Below are 19,747 nucleotides of genomic sequence, written 5' to 3'. Positions count from 1 at the left end.
CCAGTCGTGTTTACACAACACATCCCGCGCACTGGGAAGCCAGTCGGGAAAAGCATCCACACCGCAGGAGTCCGTTTCGGAGCGGCTCTCGGAACCATGGCCCTTATTTCGGGCATCACATTCATTGCACCCGTTGCTGCCAGCGCAGAAGAGTCCAACGGAGCCTCGTACGCTTACGCAGAATTCCTTTCCGGCAACGTGCTGGGAACGAATCTTGGCGACGTCGCCGGCCTCGGCCAGGTAGTCGCCAGCAACGACGGTAGCCAGCCGCGACAGGTTCAGCGCGATCCGCTGACCGTTGATGTTCTCGGCGCTACGGTGCTCCACCAGCCTGGCGGTCTGCAGCTTCCCCTGCTCGATGTTGTGGATGCCGGGGTCGTCAATCAATACGCTCAGGCAGACAAGAACGGTGAATCATTCGCCGCTACCGGCGCCATCCAGGATGACGGCGGTATCGGTGTCGGCAGCGTCGGCTCTGGCCCCGCTGGCGATCTCACGCTCGATCTCGATCGCCTGCTCACCAACGAGTTCGCGTCGGTGCTTACCGATCTCACGCTCGAGCTCGGCGCTGTTGCCGCTCGCGCTGACGGAAACATGACGTCGGCATCCGGCGACTACACCCTCGCGGATGCGACACTGAGCTTCTCCAGCCCCGCGATCAGCAAGCTCACCAGCAAGGTCAACAACGCGCTCAGTAGCGTCGACGGCAAGCTGGCGAACTTAGGCACCGACAATGGCGTGCTCGGCAATTCCATTGATGACGTACTCGACCCCGTTCTCGGAGTCGTGGGCTCGTCGGCCGACGTCAAGGTAGTGATTGACGCCGATCTTCAGGGTGCAGTCGACTCACTTCTCACCAGCAAGTACGGCAGCGGGGCGGTGCGCTTCGATCTCGAGACAGGTTCGGTCGTCGTCGATCTCGAGGCTCTTCTCGGCGGCGAACTGAACAACCTGGCTCCCAACACCGAGCTACTGACGGATGCCGTGATCAACAAGATCCTCAACGGCATCACTGAAACTGTCGCCGATCTCGCTGACGACATCGTCGACCGGGTAGAAGTTGCCCTGCGCAACTCTCGCGTGAGCGTCTCGGCAAAGCTCAATCTGCTCACCGCTCAGAAAGCCGCAGAGAAGAAGGAATGTGTTGACACGGAGATCCCGATCATCGGCGACATCATCACCGAAAAGCTCGTCACGGTAGACATCCTCGATGAGGTTGTCGGCGACGAGGGCTTGCTCGGTGGTTTACTCGGCGGCGTGGTCGGCGGCGTCACCGGTGGAGCTACCGGCGGCACAAAGCAAGTACTCCAAAAGGTCGTCACCCAGGGCGTCATCGGGCACACCACCAAAACGGTGTGCAGCATCGTGAAGTCTGCGTTGCCCGACCTGCGCAGCACCGTAGACGTCAGCATCGTCGGAACCGTCGACGGGCTTATCAACGGCACGGCAACCACGGCGAAAACCAACATTTCGCTTCTCGGCGGAACGGTCAAGACCAACCTCACCGTTGACGCGCTGATCAGCAGCCTCGGCAAGAGCCTCAACACTTCGCTCTTCTCGAACGGTGGCGTCGTGACGTCGCTGGTCAACAGCCTCAACACGGGCCTCGTGAACCCGGCTGTGACCGGTCTTCTCGGAGATTCGAGCGTTGCGACCGTTCTTCGCAACCTGGTATCGATCAAGGTCAACGTGCAAGAACGCTTGACCTCCACCGGCACCGTCAAGGGTGAGATGTTTAGCGAGACCGCCGTGCGCGTGGCAGTCGGCAGCGGAAACGTTGCCACCGTGAACGTTGCTCGCGCCGTGGTCGGACCGAACGTTCAGACCGTCGTTGACCCCGGATGCACGCAGAACTGTGGCCCCGGAACCGGCGGAGGGACCGAAGATCCTGACTGCACCGAAAACTGTGGCTCACCCACCGCCGCCTGCGTTGGTTCCTGCCTCGTCAGCGGCTCAGAGGATCTCCTCGATCTTCCGACCTATGCCCTCGGTGGGCAGCTCGCATATACCGGAGCCGGTGTTGCGACTCTCATCGCCCTCATCGTCGCGTTGTTGGCAGCGGGTGCCTACTTCGCGCGTCAAGGTTACCTACGTACACACCCCACGTCCGAGCTCTAGGACAGCGTAGATAACCTACAGCGGCCGGAGCTGGTCAGTCCCCCCAGGATTACTGCTCCGGCCGCTTCTCTCTGCCCATCCACACGGGCAAAGCCGTACACTTGAGGGGTGACCTCACCTCGCCTCTCTGCCAGAATTTCCGCCATCGCTGAGTCAGCCACCCTCAAGGTGGATGCCAAGGCCAAGTCGCTTCTTGCGGCCGGGCGGCCCATCATCAGCTACGCGGCGGGCGAGCCCGACTTCGCGACCCCCGCGAACATTGTGGAGGCGGCATCCGCTGCGGTGCTCGACCCCAAGAACCACCGCTACACGCCCGCAGCCGGACTGCCCGAACTGCGTGAGGCAATCGCCGCCAAGACGCTGCGTGACAGCGGCCTCGAGGTGGGGATCAACCAGGTTGTTGTCACCAATGGTGGCAAGCAGGCCGTGTACCAAGCCTTTGCAACTCTCGTTGACCAGGGCGATGAAGTTATCGTTCCTACCCCGTACTGGACCACCTACCCCGAAGCGATCAAGCTCGCCGGTGGCACCATGGTCGAAGTTTTTGCTGGCGCAGACCAGGGCTACCTCGTCACCGTGGAACAGCTCGAAGCAGCTCGCACGGAGAACACCAAGGTGCTGCTCTTCGTTTCGCCCTCGAACCCCACCGGTGCCGTGTACACCCCTGAGCAGACCAAAGCCATCGGCGAATGGGCGCTCGAGCACGGCATCTGGGTGATCAGCGATGACATCTACCAAAACTTGGTCTACGACGGAGTGCGCGCAGTCTCGATCGTGGAGGTTGTTCCGGCGCTCGCCGACACCACCATCCTCGTGAACGGTGTCGCCAAGAGCTATTCGATGACCGGCTGGCGCCTCGGCTGGATGGTCGGCCCCGTCGACGCCATGAAGGGCGCTGCAAACCTGCAGTCGCACCTCACGAGCAACGTCTCCAACATTTCGCAGCGCGCCGCAATCGAAGCATTGACTGGCCCGCAAGATGCCGTGGAAGAAATGCGCCTGGCCTTCGACCGTCGCCGCAAGCTCATGGTCTCGGAGCTCAATAAGATCGAGGGCATCAATTGCCCGACGCCGCAGGGTGCGTTCTACGTCTACCCGGAGGTCTCGGGCCTGCTGAACCGCGAATGGGCTGGAGTCACCCCGACCACGAGCCTCGAACTCGCCGACCTCATCCTCGAGAAGGCTGAAGTTGCGGTCATCCCCGGAGAAGCCTTCGGCCCGAGCGGCTACCTTCGCCTCTCGTACGCCCTCGGCGACGACGCACTTCTCGAAGGCGTTCAGCGCCTTCAGAAACTCTTTAGCTAAAACCACATACCGCCTCCGTTGCGGTGGAGGAATTTATGGATGCTGCTGCCAGTGCTGCTGACCGGTTGACCACGGCGTTGACTGACGCCCAGCCATCGCAGCGGCTTCAGGCTGCCATGTCGGCCGGAACCCACCCGCGAGACGAATTCGTTCGCGTGCTGCTCGAGCGGTGCGCGATCGAACCCGATCTCAACGTTCGGGAGACGCTCACGTGGGCGTTGATGCGGCATCCGTCGTCGGTGACTGTGCCACTACTGGTGTTGGAGACCCGATCGGGAACCGCGCAGGCGCGCAGCCAAGCACTCCACACGCTGTCGAAAATCGGCGACCCCGCCGGCTGGGAAGCGATCACTCCCGAGGTGCTGAACGACTCCGACGAGAATGTCGCGCGCACCGCCTGGCGAGTGGCAACGGTGCTCGTTCCCGAGGGAAGTGAAACGGAGTTGGCGGCGCTGCTCGTGACGCATCTTGGGAGCGGCGGGCACGACGCCAGGATGAGCCTCAGTCGGTCACTGGTGACGCTCGGTGATCATGCTGCTGTGCTGCTCGAGGAGGTCGCCGACAATGGATCCGGGGATGCACGACTGCACGCCCTGACCACCGTAGTGCTGCGGCAATCCCCCGACGACGGCTACGAAGCTGCGCTCTTTGATGCGGAGCTTCGGTTGCTGCTGGCGGATGCCGCGGCGCCCGAAGGCCTGGATGCCGGCGCCGGCGCGGACGCGACTGCGGACGCTGATGCGACCGACAACGCTGACGACAGCAGCGAAGACGACGAGTAGCCGCTAGCGGCCCGGCAATTCGACGGTGATGGTGGTTCCGCCGTAGCCGTTGGCCTGATCGCGACCCTCGATTGTCACTTCTGTGATGTCCTCAGAGATCTCAACGCCCGCCTGCGTGCGCGTGAACGGCTGCTCGCTCGCGTGATCGTGCGAGAGAGTGTGCTCGCCAAGCACTGTGCCGTCGGGCGCAAGCACGTGCCAGCCGTCGGCGTACTGTTCCGGGGTGTCATACGCCGAACTGATGGTGACCGCGAAGTCAAAGAGGTTGGTGCCCGCAGGGGTGACCGCTACCTCCTCCACATCAGGGAAGAACGTGGCCGCGTCAGGGCTTGAGCTGGCCGGCGGTGTTGTGCTGAGTTCACTCGTGTTACTCGAGGTGCTCGGCGAAGAGCATCCCGTGACCACGAAGGTGACGGCGAGTGCGAGCGCAGCAAGAGCAGTGGTTCGAGTGCCGGCCGGCGAGATCATGACTCGACCGTAGCGGCGAAGGCTGAGTACCCGCGGCATAGAGAAGGGCGCGGCAGTCCCCCAACAACCCCGCAATCGAAACTGCGCCGTTGTGGCGCATCAACCGATCGGTTGATCACGCTCTAACCGACTGCACCTGTCGCCCAGGGCCCGGACAGGCGACGATAGAAGCATGAACACCACCGCTCCCGTCGTGCAGGTCGAGGATCTGCGCAAAACCTACGGTTCTTTTGCCGCTGTTGACTCGGTCAGTTTTGAGATTCAACGCGGCGAAACCTTTGCCCTGCTCGGCCCGAATGGGGCAGGCAAGTCGACCACGATCGAGATCTTGGAAGGGTATCGGGATCGAACCAGCGGCAGCGCGAGCGTGCTCGGCGTCGACCCCGGCAAGGGCGGTCTCGACTGGAAAGCACGCCTTGGCATTGTGCTGCAGTCCACCGGCGAGAGCGGCAACGTGACGGTGCGCGAACAACTCACCCACTTTGCTGGTTACTACCCGAACCCCCGCACGGTCGACGACGTGATCGCGGCGGTGGGCCTCGAGGCCAAGGCCAGCACCCTGATTCGCAAGCTCTCCGGTGGGCAACGACGACGAGTGGATGTCGCGCTCGGCATCATCGGCAACCCCGAGTTGCTCTTTCTCGACGAACCCACCACGGGCTTTGACCCCGAGGCGCGGCAGCAGTTCTGGCAACTGATTCGCTCACTCAAGGCGGAGGGAACCAGCATCCTGCTCACCACCCACTACCTTGACGAGGCTGCCCAGTTGGGCGACCGCGCCGGAGTCATTGCGGGCGGAAAGATGATTGACATCGGTGCCATCGATGAGCTCGGTGGGGCCGAAGCTCGGGTGCCGATCGTGCGGTGGCGCGAGAACGGAGTGCGTCGCGAAGAACGCACCCACACCCCCGGAGCGGTGGTGGCCGCCCTCACCGCTGACGGCTCCGAACCGGCCGGGCTAGAGATCATCCGCCCGAGCCTCGAAGACATTTATCTGCAGTTGGTCTCAGACCACGCGCACACTCGCGCAGAGGAGAACGCACGATGAGCACTACACCCCCCCGCGCCCACCCCCAACACTGTCTCTCCCGCGCCGCGGGCCGTTCAGAAGAGCAGCCTCGCTACGAGTCTCAGCCGCAACCTGACGCTCGGCTTCAGCCGCATCAAGTACGAAGTGCGGGCCTACTTCCGCCAGGGTGACTCGGTCTTCTTCACCTTCCTCTTTCCCGTCGTCATGCTCACGATCTTCGCCCTCGCCTTCAGCGAGCAGAACTTTGGCACCGAAGACGAGCCCCTCACCGCCGCTGCTTTCTACCTGCCCGGGATGCTCGCCGCCGGCCTGCTCCTGAGCGGCCTGCAGAACATGGCCATCGACATCGCAATGGAACGCAGTGACGGAACGCTCAAACGATTCGCCGGAACACCGCTGCCGATCATGAGCTACTTCATCGGCAAGATCGGCCAAGTCTTCGTAACGGGCGTGCTGCAAGCCACCCTCGTGATCGTGGTCGCGAGCGTCGCGTTCGGCGTGGAACTGCCGAGCGAAGCAAGCAAGTGGCTGACCTTCGCGTGGGTCTTTGTGCTCGGTGTCACGACATCCGCCGTGCTCGGAATCGCGCTGAGCGCGCTTCCCCGCTCGGGCAAGAGCGCCACCGCCGTCGTGATCCCCATTGCTCTCGTGCTGCAATTCATCTCGGGCGTCTACCTCGGGTTCTCACTGCTGCCCACCTGGCTGCAGAACTTCGCGAGCATCTTCCCGCTCAAGTGGATGGCGCAGGGAATGCGCGAAGTGTTCCTCCCCGCGAGCTTCGAAGTAATGGAGCAGTCCGAGAGCTGGAACCTGCCCGGCGTCGCCATCGCAACCGGAATCTGGCTCGTGTTCGGCCTGATCGTGACGCGCCTGACCTTCCGCTGGATCCGCAAGGATAGCTAAATGGGTTTCGTTCGCTGGATGAGCATTGCGGTGACCGTCACTACGGCGGTCATGGCAGTGCTCATCATCGGCTCCGGCGGCTATAGCTCGGGGACCAAGACGGGCGCCGGGATTGCGTTGGCAGCTTTCGCACTCGCCTGGTTCACGCTCGGCATTCGCTCGCAAACTAGCCGACTGGCCGCCTTCGCTTTCGTGACCGCGCTCGTCATCACGGTAGGGGTGGCCGTAGCGTTCATGCCCGTGATGGCCACGCTGCAAGCTCTCGCCTACCCACTGGTGTGGGTGATCTCCGAACGCACCCGCAACGCGATTATCAGCAACGTTGCGCTCGCTCTCTCTGTGGGAGTTGGCTCAGTCATCAACATGGGGCTCAGCGTTGAAGCCCTCCTCTACAGCGGCACGGTCACCGCGCTCTCCCTCATCTTCAGCCTCGCGCTCGGCCTCTGGATCACCCAAATCTCGAAACTCAGCGACCAACGCCACGACCTTGTACTTGAGCTGCAGTCCACCCGCAATGAGCTCGCCGCCATCAGTCGGGATGCCGGCGTCTCCAGCGAACGCGAGCGGCTTGCCCGCGAAATCCACGACACCATCGCGCAAGACCTCACCGGACTAGTACTCGTAGCCCAAAGAGCTCAGCGCGAACTGGACAACAACAATGCTGCCGGCGCAGCCGAACAGCTTGAGCTGATCGAAGACAGCGCCCGCGCAGCACTCGCGGAGGCGCGCGCACTAGTTACGGCATCCGCTCCCGTAGGGCTCACGGGCGACGGCATCACGAGCGCGTTGACCCGGCTTGCTGCGCGCTACAGCCGCGAAACTCACCTGACCGTGACCGTGGAAGCCGCGGGGTTACCCGCGATCGCCCGCGAAACAGAAGTAGTCGTGCTGCGGTGCGCTCAAGAAGCCCTCGCCAATGTGCGCAAGCACGCGAACGCCACTCGCGCGACGATTCTGGTCACTGCTGACGAGGCTGGGCTCGCGGTTACCGTGACGGACGATGGCACTGGCTTCGACCCCTCCACCGCTCACACCGGCTTCGGGCTCGAAGGAATGAGCGAACGCTTGGCACTCGTGAACGGCCGTCTTGACGTTAATAGTTCGCCCGCCGGCACCACCGTGCACGCCACCATCCCGAAGGAAGTTTTCGCATGATCCGTGTTGTGGTGGCCGACGATCATCCCATCGTTCGCAGTGGAATCGTTGGGCTACTGAGCTCAGCGGATGACATCGAAGTCGTCGGCGAAGCCAGCGACGGCACCCAGGCGGTCACCTTGGCCACGCAGCTCTCCCCCGACGTCGTGCTCATGGATTTGCGCATGCCCGGCCTCGGAGGCGCCGAGGCAACCGCGCAGCTCGTCGCCGCACGCCCCGACGTGCGCGTGCTCATTCTCACGACCTACGAATCAGACGAGAACATTCTCACTGCGATTGAGGCGGGCGCGAGTGGCTACCTGCTGAAGGCGGCACCCGAGGACGAGATTTTGGCGGGGCTGCGTTCAGTCGCCCGCGGCGAGGTTGCGCTCGCCCCCTCTATTGCGGCGCTGCTCGTGAACCGCATGCGCGAACCCGCGAAGGTGTCGCTGAGCGATCGTGAAACTCAAGTGCTCGCTCTCGTGGCAGCGGGCAATAGCAACCGAAAGGTCGCCGCCGCTTTGTTCGTGAGCGAGGCGACCGTGAAGACCCACCTCATCCACGTGTTCGAGAAGCTCGACGTGAAAGATCGCACGCGGGCGGTGACGAAGGCGATGGAGTTGGGGCTGCTGCCCCGCACCCACTAGGGCAATGTGGCCGCTGGACCAATGTGACCGCTAGGCCAGCTCAACTCCAACAGCGACCGGCTCGGGCTGCAAGTGGATGCCGTAGCGGCTAAGCACGCACGCCCCGATGTAGCGGGCGAGCTCTGCTACCTCTGCGGCGTCGGCACCGGTGCGGTTGACGATCGCCAAGCTGTGCTTAGTGGAGACGGCCGCGCGTGAGCCGGGCAATCTGAAGCCCTTCTTGACGCCAGCATTCTCGATGAGCCAAGCTGCGCTGAGTTTGACGAGGCGCGGCTTGGGCGCGGGCGGCGGTGCTGGTTCTTGGCCGAGCGGAACCACAACGTCGGTAACCGGATCATCGTCGATGACCCAGCGGGGGGCATCCGCCGGAAGAGCACGGGCGATATGTTCGGGCACGATCGGGTTGGTGAAGAACGAACCACAACTGGCTGAGTCTGGCTCGTTGGGGTCGAGCACCATGGCTTTGGAGGCTCGGAGGGCGAGCACGGTGTCGCGCACCTGTTGCACGGGTACGCGGTCGCCGACGTTCACGCCGAGCGCGGTGGCGAGCTGTTGATACTGCACGGTGCTTTCGGGCGAGGCCGTGAGGGTCAGATACACGGCGAGGACGACCCCGGCGCGCCCCTCTTTGATCACTGAGTTGCGGTACCCCAGCTCGAGTTCGGTGGTCGAGAGGTGAACGAATTCGCTGTTGTCGTAGTCGAGAAAGTCGATGCCGTCGAGCACACTGGCAACTTCTTGGCCGTAGGCGCCGATGTTCTGGATGGGCGCAGCGCCCACCGATCCGGGAATGCCACTGAGCGCTTCGAGTCCTGCCCAGCCACGCGAAACGAGGCGCGCGACCAGGCCGTCCCACGGCTCTCCGGCTTGCACGCGAAGGGTGAGCGAGGTCTCGGTCTGGGAGACGAGCTGGATGCCGCGGGTAGCGATGTGAATGACGGTGCCATCGAATCCTTCATCGCTAATGACCAAGTTGGAGCCGCCCCCAATGAGCAGCCATTCGTCACCTCGGGCCCACACGTCTCGCATAGTCGCGAGCAACTCTTTCTCGGAGGCGGGACGAAGCAACGTGTGCGCCGGCCCTCCTACCTTGATGGTAGTGAGGTCGGCGAGCGACACGTTGTACTGCGGCGCGGTGCTTTCGCTGGGGGCGGTTTCGGTCATTTGTTGAGTTTGACCCTCACTTGTGATTTTCCGAGCACGGTCTGGTTGGCGGCACTGACGGTGAGATCGATGCGAGTTACATCGTCTTCGATGGCGCCGACTTTGGCGGTGACGCTGACAGTGATTCCACCGTTGCCGTCAACGACGACGGGGCGCGTGAAGCGCACACCGTATTCGACAACTTCGCCGCGGCCATCCATCCAATCGATGACGGGCTGAACGGCGAGACCCATCGTGAGCATGCCGTGGGCGAGGACGCCGGGCAGACCGACTGACTTCGCGACGTCGTCACGGTAGTGGATGGGGTTGAAGTCTCCGGATGCTCCCGCGTAGCGCACGAGCGAGAAGCGGGTGAGGGTGACTTTGCCGGTGATGAGTTCTTGCCCGACGGTGAGGTCGCTCATTCTGTGCCTCTCATGACGAGTACGGAGGTTGCGGTGACGACGTGGTTGCCTTCGGCATCACTAATGGCGGTGTCGGCGGTGATCATGTCGTTGCCACCGAGCGATTTGATGCTCGTGACAGTGAGGATGGCGGTGAGCTCGTCACCGGCGACGATCGGCCGCGTGTAGCGAAATTTCTGTTCTCCGTGCACGATGCGGGAGAAGTCGATGCCGGTGTCGGGGGCGGCCAGCATGAGGGCAAGGCCTGCTTCTTGGATGACGACGGCGAAGGTGGGCGGTGCGACGACATCCGCATAACCTGCTGCTTTGGCCGCCTCAGGATCGTGATTGAGGGGGCTTTGGGCGAAAACTGCACGAGCAAACTCGCGTACTTTTTCGCGCCCGACAAGATATGGCGTGGTGGGCGGGAAGACCCGACCTTCTAGTTCTTTATTCACTGGCACGGGTACCAGTTTAGGCAGTGTTGAGCGTTCTGCACGTTAAAGAGTGAAGCCCCGGGAGACCGTAAGGTCTGCCGGGGCTTCAGGAGTTCTGTGAGGCGTTAGCTCAGTAAATTTTTACTGGCAGCTGTCGCACTGCAGAAGATCCATTGGGTCGACGGGAATTGCGTATCCGCCAACAGTGTCGTTTTCGTTATCCATTCGAACCTCCTTAAAGTCTTCTCGAAGTTTACCGGCGGTTTGTCGGAGATTTCACTATATATGGGTAATGACACCCATGTCATTACCCCAGATGTAGTGTCGCGGCGTGTCGGCCAACTTTATTTAAATCTACTCGTGACCCCCGACATTTCTTCGAACGGCAGGCCCCGATCCGCCCCCGCAACGAGGAGACTTGCCCGGCCCCCGTTGGTATTACGGTGGAGATTTTTTAGGTCGGATGTCACTGGTATTACCAGATTCGTGCATAATGGTTCGCAGCGCACCGGAAACCATCGAACTGATGAATAGCGGGCGCCCCACCACGGGCCCTCCTCAAAAGTGAGGTCGGTCAGGTTGGCTTCAACACTCAAGGAGGAGAAATGAAGTTTGTCAAAATCGCCGCTTCGACACTGGGGCTAGCCCTGGTTCTTACCGGCTGCAGCACCGGGTCGTCTGACTCGGGCAGCGACTCAGGTTTGCCGTCGTACGACTGGGACTTCACCATCACCGTCAGCGACAAGTCCAGCTGGAATGCCGGCGCCGAACGTTTCGCCGAAGTCCTCGACGAGGAGAGCGACGGACGCATCAAGGTCAACATCTTCACCAACGAACAACTTTCGGGTGGAGATTCTGCGGCCGGCGTCGAACAGCTCATGAACGGCGACAAGGCGTTCTCCTACAACTCCACGATCATCTACTCGGGAATTGACCCTCGCTTCGGCACGATCAACGCTCCCTTCCTTTACGACAGCTACGAAACTGCAGATGCCGCGATCGAAGCCGGTGCCCTCGACGCGTATAAGGAGCTTTCTGCAGAGTTCAACGTGCAGCTGCTCGGTTTTGGTGAATCCGGCTTCCGCCAGATCACCAACAGCAAGCACGAGATCCTCGCTCCCGACGACCTTGACGGCCTGAAGTTCCGCGTGCCCGGCTCAAGCCTCTTCCTCAGCATCTTCAAGGAACTCGGCGCCGACCCCGTCTCCATGAACTTCAGCGAGGTATTCACCTCGCTGCAGACCGGAACGATCGATGGTCAAGAGAACCCCTACGACGTCATCTACTCCAACGGCCTCACCGAGGTTCAGGACTACATGTCAGTGTGGAACTACATCTACGACCCGCTCATGCTCGGTATGAACAAGGACATGTACGACGCTTTGAGCGACGACGACAAGGCGCTGGTCGAAATGGCTGCTGCCGAGGCAAACGAAGTTCAGAAGAGCGAAAACCGTGCCCGCGAAGCCGAGCAGCTTGCTGAAATGTCTGAAATCATGACGGTTTCGGAACTCTCCGCCTCGCAGCTCGCCGTCTTCACGGACGCAATGGCTCCGGTCTACGACGAATTCACAGATGCGTGGACTCCCGAACTGCTCGCTGCGGTTCGCCCGGAATAGTTCCTTCCACTCATGTTCGACAAAATCCTCACGGGGGCTGAGAACACGATCATTGCGGTCGCGTTCTCAGCCATCACCCTCCTCGCGTTTTTCAATGTAGTCAGCCGCTATTTGCTGCACGCATCGATCGCGTACACAGCAGAGCTGGTCGTGAACCTGGCCGTTCTGCTCACCCTGGTGGGGGCCGCCGCAGCAGTGCGTCTCGGCACCCACCCGGGTTTCACGCTCCTCAAGGACTCAACCCACGGCATCCCGCGCAAGGTGGTCATTGTGATCATTGCGCTGGCAATGCTGGCGTTCTATCTATTGCTGCTCTGGTTGGGCTTTGACATGGCAATGAAGCAGCTGGAATCTGGTCGACTCACGTTCGCGCTCGGGGTTCCACAATGGATCTTCTCGATGTCGCTGCCATTCGGCGCTGCCCTCGGCGCGCTACGGACCGTTCAGGTTGTCATGCGCGAGCTTCTCAACAAACAGACCGAAGCGCCACTCGAACTCAAGGGAGTCTGACCCCATGGTTGAATTCGTACTCTTTGGCTCATTCTTAGTTCTCCTGCTCCTCGGCGTCCCCGTTGCCTTCGCAATGGGAGGCTCAGCCTTCCTAACGATCGTTATTGCCGACGGCGTCAACGCACTGTTCCCCACCGCGGGAATCATGTACGCCTCTCTATCGTCCGAGACACTTCTGGCGATTCCGTTCTTTATCCTCGCCGGCGTGATCATGGAGATCACCGGCATCTCAGGCAGGCTCATCGAACTTGCCGACGCGATGGTGGGGCACCAAAAGGGTGGGCTCGCACTCACCACCATCCTCGCGGCACTCTTGTTCTCGGCCATTTCGGGCTCGGGCCCCGCCACCGTGGCGGCGCTCGGAGCGATCTTGATTCCGGCGCTCGCGAAGCACGGCTACAAGAAACGTCACGCAGCAGCGTTGGTTGCCAGCGCAGGCGAAATGGGAATCGTCATTCCTCCCAGCATCGCGTTCATCGTCTTCGCCGTGGTGGCGAGTGACTACGAACGCATCTCGATCGGGCGTCTTTTCCTCGCGGGTATCGTGCCCGGAATTCTCATGGCGATCGCGTTCTACATCGTGGCGCGCCTTCTCCCCGTCGAGACAGAAATGGCGAAAGCAAACGCCAAGAACCACATCGATAAAGCTCTCGGACGCAAGAACAAGAAGCTCTTGCTCACCGCAACGGGCGCCACTACCTACACGACGGCCAATCCAACGGTACTCATGACCGCTGATGTTGATCCCGACGATGTACAGGTGGGGCAACGCCGAACGCGAGCATCGTGGCCGGTCATCGGTCGTGCGTTCGTTCGGGCCATTCCGGGCCTTCTCGTTCCCGTTATCATCCTGGGTGGAATCTACGGCGGAATCTTCACGCCCACGGAATCCGCCGCTGTTGCCTCTGTCTATGCCCTCTTGGTTGGGATTTTTGTTACCCGAAAGCTCAACTTCAGCGGGATCTTCCGAGTGTTCACCACCGCTGGCATCCAAGCGGGCCGCATTATGTTGATCATCTCGGCGGCAACAATTTTCGCCTACGTGATCACGCGTAATCAGATCGCCAGCCAGGTAACAGACGCACTGCTTTCCCTCACAGACAATGTGGTGATCATCATCCTGTTGATCAACATCATGTTGCTCATCGCGGGAATGTTCCTCGATGCTGTCTCCGCGTTCTATCTCTTTATCCCGCTGTTCGTTCCGGTCATGCTGGAACTCGGAATGGACATCACCACCATTGGTGTCGTCATGACAATCAACCTGGCAATCGGGCTTGTCACACCACCGGTGGGCATCGACCTCTTCGTTGCCGCCGGAATCGCGCAGGTTCCGTTCGGTGAAGCCGTGAAGGGTATCTGGCCTTTCTTGGTCGCGAGCCTGACTGTTCTCATGCTGCTGACGTTCATACCGGTGCTCAGCACCGGTCTACCTGACCTCATGGGTCTGTAACGAGAGGCCACGACAGATGATCAAAGATCTAGAAGGTCGCGTAAGCCTCGTCACTGGTGCCGCCCGCGGTATTGGTCGAGCGATTGCGCAGACGCTCGCCGAACGCGGCTCACACGTGATGCTGGTCGATGTGATCGACGGGGCCGAGGCAGTGGAAGAGATCTCCGCTGCCGTTGATGGCACGGTTCGGATTGCGAGCTCCATTGTGGACGTTCGAGACCGAGCGCAAGTTCGAGCGTGCGTTAATGCTGTTGTTGAAGAGTTCGGGTCGCTCGACATTCTGGTCAACAATGCTGGCACGTGCGGCCGCATTGATCTCGAGTCGATGGATGACGAAACGTGGGAGTGTGACATCGCAACGAACCTGCGCGGCACCTTCCTCTTCACTCAGGCCGCAATCTACCCCTTTATGAAACAACAGGGATTTGGTCGAATTATCAACATCAGCTCGATCTCCGGGATCATGGGCGGCCCTTTCGCCACTGGTGACGGAGCGAGCCGATCCGGCCCGGCCTACGCCGCTTCTAAGGGCGGAATAATCGCCTTCACGAAGTGGGTAGCCAAAGAGGTTGGGGTGTACGGAATTACGAGCAACACAGTTGCCCCTGGGCCGATAGCTACCCCGATGACCGAGAACATGAATTACTCACTCGACACCCACGCGATAAAACGCATGGGCACCTCTGAAGACATTGCTACGGCGGTTGCCTTCCTTGCATCACCTCACTCCGGCTTCGTCACAGGGGACACCCTGAAGGTCGACGGCGGAACTGCAATCGGCTAATCACACAACTAAAAAGTCACGGAAACCAGCAGGACAACTGCTGGTATTACCAAAGAGTGTCCCCTGTCCTCACCCAGGAAACGGAGACACCGAAGCCACAAGCTGACAAGGCGGCATCAATGAAAGTACTCAAGCACCACGGCGAAGCGCTAGGCCCTCGCATCATCTCAGTTCCCACCCGCTCGCGCGGAGTGCTCACCACCCTGACTCCCGGGCGAAATGTTCTCGAAGAACTGACCGAGAAGCTGCGCGAGATGGGTACCGACAGTGGTTACGTAGAGCTCTTCTCCGGGAGCTATAACCCGGTCGACTATTGCATCCCCGCCGGTGCGGATTCCGAACGAGCTATGAGCTTCTCTGAGCCGCGCACTGTAGCGCGAGCCGAACTGGTCTATGGCGCCGTCACTGTTGGCCTACGGGACAGCAAGCCGTACATCCACAGCCACTGTCTGTGGATCGATGAGACGCAGCAACTACTCGGCGGCCACCTGTGGCCAGAGACGGTCTCTGGCGATCCCGCGCCGCGCGCCGCCATCTACGGAATTTACGGCGCACGGTGGACCAGCGCCGACGATCCAGAAACACGGATGCCCGTATTCACGCCATCCATCGATGAGAGGGACCCCATGCTCAACCAGACAGATGCGACCGGCTACCTCGAAACGGTTGTCGCGAGAATCCGCCCCAATGAAGAGCTGACCGCGGCCATCGAGACAGTGTGCCGCGAGAACGGCTTCACATCGGCCGTGCTGCGTGGCGGGCTTGGCAGCCTCGTCGGTGGCACTTTTTATGACCGTGTCAACGGAGGCGTTAAGCACGTTGATGGTCCCGGTACCGAGGTGATCTCAATCACCGGTGGCGTAACACTCGTCGATGGTCACTACGAAACGACGATCAGTTGCACCCTCGTAGATCGTCACGGTGTCGTTCATGCCGGAGAACTCGTACCGGGCGAGAACGCCGTCGCCGTGACGTTCGAACTCGTCATCCAGAAAATCTCATAACCACTCACCTGTTTAACCACTCACTGCATAACTCACCTGTTTAACCACACACACAAGGAGCACTCATGGACGTAACACTCGGAAAAGACTTTCTCGGCGAAGAAGACGAAGCAGACCTCGTGGAATGGCTAGTGGCCGACGGAGCAACCGTAGCGAAGGGCGCCCCCATCGCCCAGGTCGAGACCTCGAAACTGGTCAACGACTTCGAGGCTCCCGCAGCGGGCGTCATCACTTTCAAGGTTGAAGTTGGCGACGTTGTCTCTGTTGACGACGTCATCGCCACTATCGAATAGGAGCGGCTCATGCCTGACTTTGATAACGAAAAACAAGGAATCACCGGATTGCGCCTCATGGCAAAAATCCGCGAGTTCGAACGCCGGATGCCGCTGCTCTCCGAAGAGGGACTCATCCGTGGTTCGACGCACCCCTCGGTGGGCATGGAAGCTGTCGCGGTTGGAGTCTCACTGGCTCTCGAAACCGGAGATGCTGTTGCCAGCAACCACCGCGGTCACGCGCACACCCTCGCTAAAGGCGCCGACTTCGGCCGCACCATGGCAGAGATCCTCGGCCGCGCCGACGGATACTGCGGCGGCAAAGGCGGCTCGATGCACATCGGCGTCAAGGAAATCGGCGTGCTCGGCACAAACGGAATCGTGGGCGCCGGAATCGGCATCGCGACCGGTTCGGCATTGGCCGCCAAGGTCAGCGGAGACGGAAGCGTCGCGGTCGCCTACTTCGGCGACGGTGCCTCGAACCAGGGTGTACTCGCGGAAGCCTTCAACCTCGCAGCGATCTGGAATCTTCCGGTCATCTTCGTGCTGGAAAACAACCACTATGCGCAGTCGGCATCCATCGAAGAAATGGTGGCTCAGCCAGACTTCACCAAGCGTGGCGAAGCGTATGGCGTGAAATCAGTCGCCGTAAACGGCATGGACATGCGCGACGTCTACCTTGCCGCTCGCGAAGCTGTCGACAAGGCACGGGCGGGAGACGGCCCAACGCTGATCGTTGCCGACACCTACCGTTACCTCGGACACATGGCCGGCGACACCGAGATTTATCGGGATGCCGACGAAGTAAAGCAGTGGCACGACAAAGATCCGATTGCCTTCCTGGCATCCAACCTCATCGAGGCAGGTGCTCTCGACGACGCACGCTGGACAGCAATGCAAGCCGAACTCACCAGCGAAGTGCAAGCAGCAGAAGACTTTGCTCGCAAATCGCCATTCCCGGACGTTTCGACCGCGTTCACGGATGTATATGACAAGGAAGAGGTCTCGCGATGAGTAAAACACCCAAGAGCATGAGCACATGGCGTGCCCTCAACGCCGCACTGCACGACATCCTCGCCGACACCCCAGAATCGTTCGTCCTCGGTGAGGACATTACGACTTGGGGAACCGGTGGTGGCATCTACGGAGTCACCCGCAAGCTTGCTGACGTTTATGGCAAGAATCGCGTAATGGACACACCGATCAGCGAGGAAGTGTTGATCTCTGCCGTGACGGCAGCTGCAGCACGTGGCACGCGACCCATTCTCGAGATCATGTATTCGGACTTCAGCTTTCTCGGCTTCGACGGCATCATCAATCAGGCCGCAAAATCGCGGTACATGTTTGGTGGACAGTTCGATGTCCCGCTGGTGATTCGCACAAACGGTGGTTCCGGTATCGGCAAGGCTGCTCAGCACTCGCAGTCGCTCGAGACCCTTTTTGCTCACATCCCCGGTCTTGAGGTTGTTGTACCAGGCACGCCAGGAGACGCCTACGGGCTGCTCCGTCACGCGGTCACAACCAACAACCCCACGATCTTCCTCGAGCACAAGAATCAGTATTACGACAAGGGACTCGTCGACTTCGAGCCGCTTCCGTTCGGACAGGCGCGTATTGCGCGGGTCGGAACCGACGTAACAATCGTTGCTACCCAGCAGATTCTTGCCCGTGCACTCGTGGCAGCCGAAATCCTTGAGGCTGATGGGATTAGCGCCGAGGTCATCGACCCCCGGACCCTATTCCCGTTCGACATGGACACGGTTTACGCATCGGTAGCTAAGACCCGACACCTCGTGGTTGGCCACGAAGCTGTGCGGGACTACGGCTGGGGCGCAGAGTTCGTGGCAGAAGTCGTCGAGAACTCGTGGGACAAGCTCGATGCCGCGCCAGTTCGACTCGGTGCTGCACGAACCCCGATTCCCTATAGCGAAGAACTTGAGGCTGCGGTTATCCCCACGGTCGACAAGATCGTCGCTGCAGTGCGACGCACCCTCGCATAACTCGTTTAACCATTAGGGAGGGGCATCCCCCCGGGATGCCCCTCCCTGCACGACCAAGAAAGTGTGACTGTCATGGCTCGACTCAGCAATAAAGTAGCTCTCGTTTTTGGCGGCGGCTCAGCAGGTGGCGAAATCAACAACGGCCTCGCTACGAGCATCGTCTACGCTCAAGCCGGCGCGAAGGTCGTCATTGTTGACGTCAACGAAGAAGCCGTCACGAGTGGGATCGCTCGTCTGCAAGCTGAGTGCGACATTGCAGGCGTTCCTTTCGAAGGAACTGGATTCGTTGGGGATGTCACCTCCGAAGAGTCTGTCGCCTCAGTAGTTGAGCAGGTCATCGCACACTACGGTCGCATTGACATTCTCCATAACAATGTAGGAATTGCCCGCATGGGCGGCCCGATCGAGATGAGCCTCGACGAGTGGGAATTCGTGATGAGGATCAACCTCACGAGCGCATTCCTCACGTGCAAATTCGTACTACCCCACATGTTGGAACAGGGATCAGGTTCGATAGTGAACGTCTCATCCATCGGCGGCATGCGCTACATCGGCTACAACTACCCCAGCTACTCGGCGACCAAGGGGGCGATGATCCAGTTCACGACCAACCTTGCCCTTCAATATGCACGCAACGGCATCCGCGCAAACTGCGTCGCTCCCGGCTACATCGAATCTCCGATGATGTACAAGCAAATCAGCGGCAACTTTAATTCGGTCGAAGAAATGGTGGAGGCACGAAATGCGCTTTCTCCCACGGGAAAAATGGGCGACTGTTTCGATGTTGCCTACGCGTCACTCTTCCTCGCTTCTGACGAGGCCAAGTATGTGAATGGTGTCTGTTTGCCGGTTGACGGCGGGCTCAGCCAGCAGTCTGCGCCTAGCATTTAGTCTCGCGGGTCCATCGCCTTCGGAAGCCAGCCCTCAGTAGCGCCACCGGTATCGCTCGCCCTGAGGGTTTCTAGCCACGCAAAGTGACTATCGATCGCTGCCGCAGCGGCCTCACGGTCTTGATTCTGCACGGCCTCAAGCACGTCTCCGTGCACCTTGCGCAGCATTTCCCTGTCGTGTTCGAGGGCGATATAGCGCACGGTGCCCCGCAGAACTGAGTGCAACATTTGCGAGAAGAAGATGAGGCCCTCTGATCCGGATGCTCTAAAAAGGGCGCGGTGAAAGTCGTTGTCTGCCTCAAAGAGTTCGCGACCGTCGTCGGAATCGCGCATGCGCTGGACGGCCTTCGCTAGGTCTTCCAACGCTTGCTCGTCACGCAGATCGCACGCCACCATGCCGGCATGACGTTCGAGTGCAAAGCGAACCGAAATCAACGAGTCAATCGTGAGCTGCGACGACATAAGGCTGAGGATCAGCGTGTCGCTGATGCTGTCAGGTTGGATGCCCGTGAGAAACGTGCCCTCACGCTCACGACGCTGAAGAATGCCCAGCGCGACCAGTCGGCTGATGCGGTCGCGCAAGGCGGTTCTGCTAATGCCCAACGTCTCTGCGAGCTCACGTTCACTCGGAATTTGCTGGCCGGGTTCTTTGGCCAGCAGCAGAGTGACGAGTTCGCCGAGAGCCTTGTCCTCGAGCAAGTTGGTCAGGAAACGGTGTTGCGAAAAATCCGATGGTTCAGTTTCGAGAGGCTGCCCGCTCATCCGGCTCATCCTCTCTGCCCACCATCGGACCACTATTTCGACTGGTAACACCAACCACTTAAGATCATACGCCGATCCTCGA

At 60.5% G+C, this 19,747-nt stretch carries 21 protein-coding genes; 16 read left to right on the top strand and 5 right to left on the bottom strand.

Annotated features, from left to right (window positions below):
• Positions 1-6 precede the first annotated feature (6 nt).
• From ESZ53_RS12040 to ESZ53_RS12030, 3 genes are all read left to right on the top strand, one after another.
• Complete coding sequence (locus ESZ53_RS12040; protein WP_129073048.1) at positions 7-2,118, top strand: choice-of-anchor G family protein; 2,112 nt, start codon at positions 7-9, stop codon at positions 2,116-2,118.
• Between the two features lie 108 nt (positions 2,119-2,226).
• Positions 2,227-3,423, top strand: coding sequence for a pyridoxal phosphate-dependent aminotransferase (locus tag ESZ53_RS12035; protein ID WP_129073047.1), 1,197 nt, complete (start codon positions 2,227-2,229; stop codon positions 3,421-3,423).
• A gap of 35 nt (positions 3,424-3,458) precedes the next feature.
• On the top strand, positions 3,459-4,205 hold the full coding sequence (locus tag ESZ53_RS12030) for a HEAT repeat domain-containing protein (RefSeq protein ID WP_210403796.1): 747 nt from the start codon (positions 3,459-3,461) through the stop codon (positions 4,203-4,205).
• 3 nt (positions 4,206-4,208) lie between these two features.
• Here ESZ53_RS12030 and ESZ53_RS12025 read toward each other — a convergent pair whose 3' ends face one another.
• Positions 4,209-4,673 carry a hypothetical protein gene (locus ESZ53_RS12025; protein ID WP_129073046.1) on the bottom strand — a complete coding sequence of 155 codons (465 nt, stop codon included), beginning with the start codon at positions 4,671-4,673 and terminating at the stop codon, positions 4,209-4,211.
• 172 nt (positions 4,674-4,845) lie between these two features.
• Between ESZ53_RS12025 and ESZ53_RS12020 the strand changes: the two genes are divergently transcribed.
• From ESZ53_RS12020 to ESZ53_RS12005, 4 genes are all read left to right on the top strand, one after another.
• The gene (locus tag ESZ53_RS12020; RefSeq protein WP_129073045.1) at positions 4,846-5,721 is read left to right on the top strand and encodes an ABC transporter ATP-binding protein; all 876 of its coding nucleotides are present in this window, start codon (positions 4,846-4,848) and stop codon (positions 5,719-5,721) included.
• A gap of 126 nt (positions 5,722-5,847) precedes the next feature.
• On the top strand, positions 5,848-6,606 hold the full coding sequence (locus ESZ53_RS12015; protein WP_371683535.1) for an ABC transporter permease: 759 nt from the start codon (positions 5,848-5,850) through the stop codon (positions 6,604-6,606).
• Positions 6,607-7,761 (top strand): sensor histidine kinase, encoded by a 1,155-nt coding sequence (locus ESZ53_RS12010; RefSeq protein WP_129073043.1) that lies wholly within the window; start codon positions 6,607-6,609, stop codon positions 7,759-7,761.
• Positions 7,758-8,387: a response regulator transcription factor gene (locus ESZ53_RS12005; protein WP_129073042.1), complete on the top strand. Its 630-nt coding sequence runs from the start codon at positions 7,758-7,760 to the stop codon at positions 8,385-8,387. The genes ESZ53_RS12010 and ESZ53_RS12005 overlap by 4 nt, the downstream gene beginning before the upstream one ends.
• A gap of 30 nt (positions 8,388-8,417) precedes the next feature.
• Here the strand turns inward: ESZ53_RS12005 and ESZ53_RS12000 are convergent, their stop codons facing one another.
• The 3 genes from ESZ53_RS12000 to ESZ53_RS11990 are packed head-to-tail and all read right to left on the bottom strand — an operon-like array spanning position 8,418 to position 10,398.
• Complete coding sequence (locus tag ESZ53_RS12000; protein ID WP_129073041.1) at positions 8,418-9,551, bottom strand: UDP-N-acetylmuramate dehydrogenase; 1,134 nt, start codon at positions 9,549-9,551, stop codon at positions 8,418-8,420.
• The gene (locus ESZ53_RS11995; protein WP_129073040.1) at positions 9,548-9,955 is read right to left on the bottom strand and encodes a MaoC/PaaZ C-terminal domain-containing protein; all 408 of its coding nucleotides are present in this window, start codon (positions 9,953-9,955) and stop codon (positions 9,548-9,550) included. Before ESZ53_RS11995 ends, ESZ53_RS12000 begins: the two co-directional genes overlap by 4 nt.
• The gene (locus tag ESZ53_RS11990) at positions 9,952-10,398 is read right to left on the bottom strand and encodes a MaoC family dehydratase N-terminal domain-containing protein (protein WP_210403795.1); all 447 of its coding nucleotides are present in this window, start codon (positions 10,396-10,398) and stop codon (positions 9,952-9,954) included. Before ESZ53_RS11990 ends, ESZ53_RS11995 begins: the two co-directional genes overlap by 4 nt.
• Positions 10,399-10,976: 578 nt before the next feature.
• On the opposite strand from ESZ53_RS11990, the gene ESZ53_RS11980 reads away from it, so the two are divergent.
• From ESZ53_RS11980 to ESZ53_RS11940, 9 genes are all read left to right on the top strand, one after another.
• A complete protein-coding gene (locus tag ESZ53_RS11980; protein ID WP_129073039.1) occupies positions 10,977-11,990 on the top strand; it encodes a DctP family TRAP transporter solute-binding subunit in 1,014 nt (337 codons plus the stop codon).
• A 12-nt stretch (positions 11,991-12,002) separates the two neighbouring features.
• Positions 12,003-12,500 (top strand): TRAP transporter small permease, encoded by a 498-nt coding sequence (locus tag ESZ53_RS11975; protein WP_129073038.1) that lies wholly within the window; start codon positions 12,003-12,005, stop codon positions 12,498-12,500.
• A 4-nt stretch (positions 12,501-12,504) separates the two neighbouring features.
• A complete protein-coding gene (locus tag ESZ53_RS11970) occupies positions 12,505-13,953 on the top strand; it encodes a TRAP transporter large permease (RefSeq protein ID WP_129073037.1) in 1,449 nt (482 codons plus the stop codon).
• A 16-nt stretch (positions 13,954-13,969) separates the two neighbouring features.
• Positions 13,970-14,737 carry an SDR family NAD(P)-dependent oxidoreductase gene (locus ESZ53_RS11965; RefSeq protein ID WP_168187245.1) on the top strand — a complete coding sequence of 256 codons (768 nt, stop codon included), beginning with the start codon at positions 13,970-13,972 and terminating at the stop codon, positions 14,735-14,737.
• A gap of 119 nt (positions 14,738-14,856) precedes the next feature.
• The gene (locus ESZ53_RS11960) at positions 14,857-15,741 is read left to right on the top strand and encodes a PPC domain-containing DNA-binding protein (RefSeq protein ID WP_129073036.1); all 885 of its coding nucleotides are present in this window, start codon (positions 14,857-14,859) and stop codon (positions 15,739-15,741) included.
• A 65-nt stretch (positions 15,742-15,806) separates the two neighbouring features.
• A complete protein-coding gene (locus tag ESZ53_RS11955; protein WP_129073035.1) occupies positions 15,807-16,034 on the top strand; it encodes a lipoyl domain-containing protein in 228 nt (75 codons plus the stop codon).
• Positions 16,035-16,043: 9 nt separating this feature from the next.
• Positions 16,044-17,027: a thiamine pyrophosphate-dependent dehydrogenase E1 component subunit alpha gene (locus ESZ53_RS11950; RefSeq protein ID WP_129073034.1), complete on the top strand. Its 984-nt coding sequence runs from the start codon at positions 16,044-16,046 to the stop codon at positions 17,025-17,027.
• Positions 17,024-18,013: an alpha-ketoacid dehydrogenase subunit beta gene (locus ESZ53_RS11945; protein WP_210403794.1), complete on the top strand. Its 990-nt coding sequence runs from the start codon at positions 17,024-17,026 to the stop codon at positions 18,011-18,013. The genes ESZ53_RS11950 and ESZ53_RS11945 overlap by 4 nt, the downstream gene beginning before the upstream one ends.
• A gap of 72 nt (positions 18,014-18,085) precedes the next feature.
• Positions 18,086-18,904, top strand: a complete 819-nt coding sequence (locus tag ESZ53_RS11940; protein WP_129073033.1) for an SDR family NAD(P)-dependent oxidoreductase — start codon at positions 18,086-18,088, stop codon at positions 18,902-18,904.
• Here the strand turns inward: ESZ53_RS11940 and ESZ53_RS11935 are convergent.
• Positions 18,901-19,665, bottom strand: coding sequence for a FadR/GntR family transcriptional regulator (locus ESZ53_RS11935; RefSeq protein ID WP_168187244.1), 765 nt, complete (start codon positions 19,663-19,665; stop codon positions 18,901-18,903). The genes ESZ53_RS11940 and ESZ53_RS11935 overlap by 4 nt on opposite strands.
• Between the last annotated feature and the right edge of the window lie 82 nt (positions 19,666-19,747).

It is taken from the genome of Salinibacterium sp. UTAS2018, from assembly GCF_004118935.1.
Classification (GTDB): domain Bacteria; phylum Actinomycetota; class Actinomycetes; order Actinomycetales; family Microbacteriaceae; genus Rhodoglobus.
This window is presented reverse-complemented; position numbering and strand designations above follow the sequence as displayed.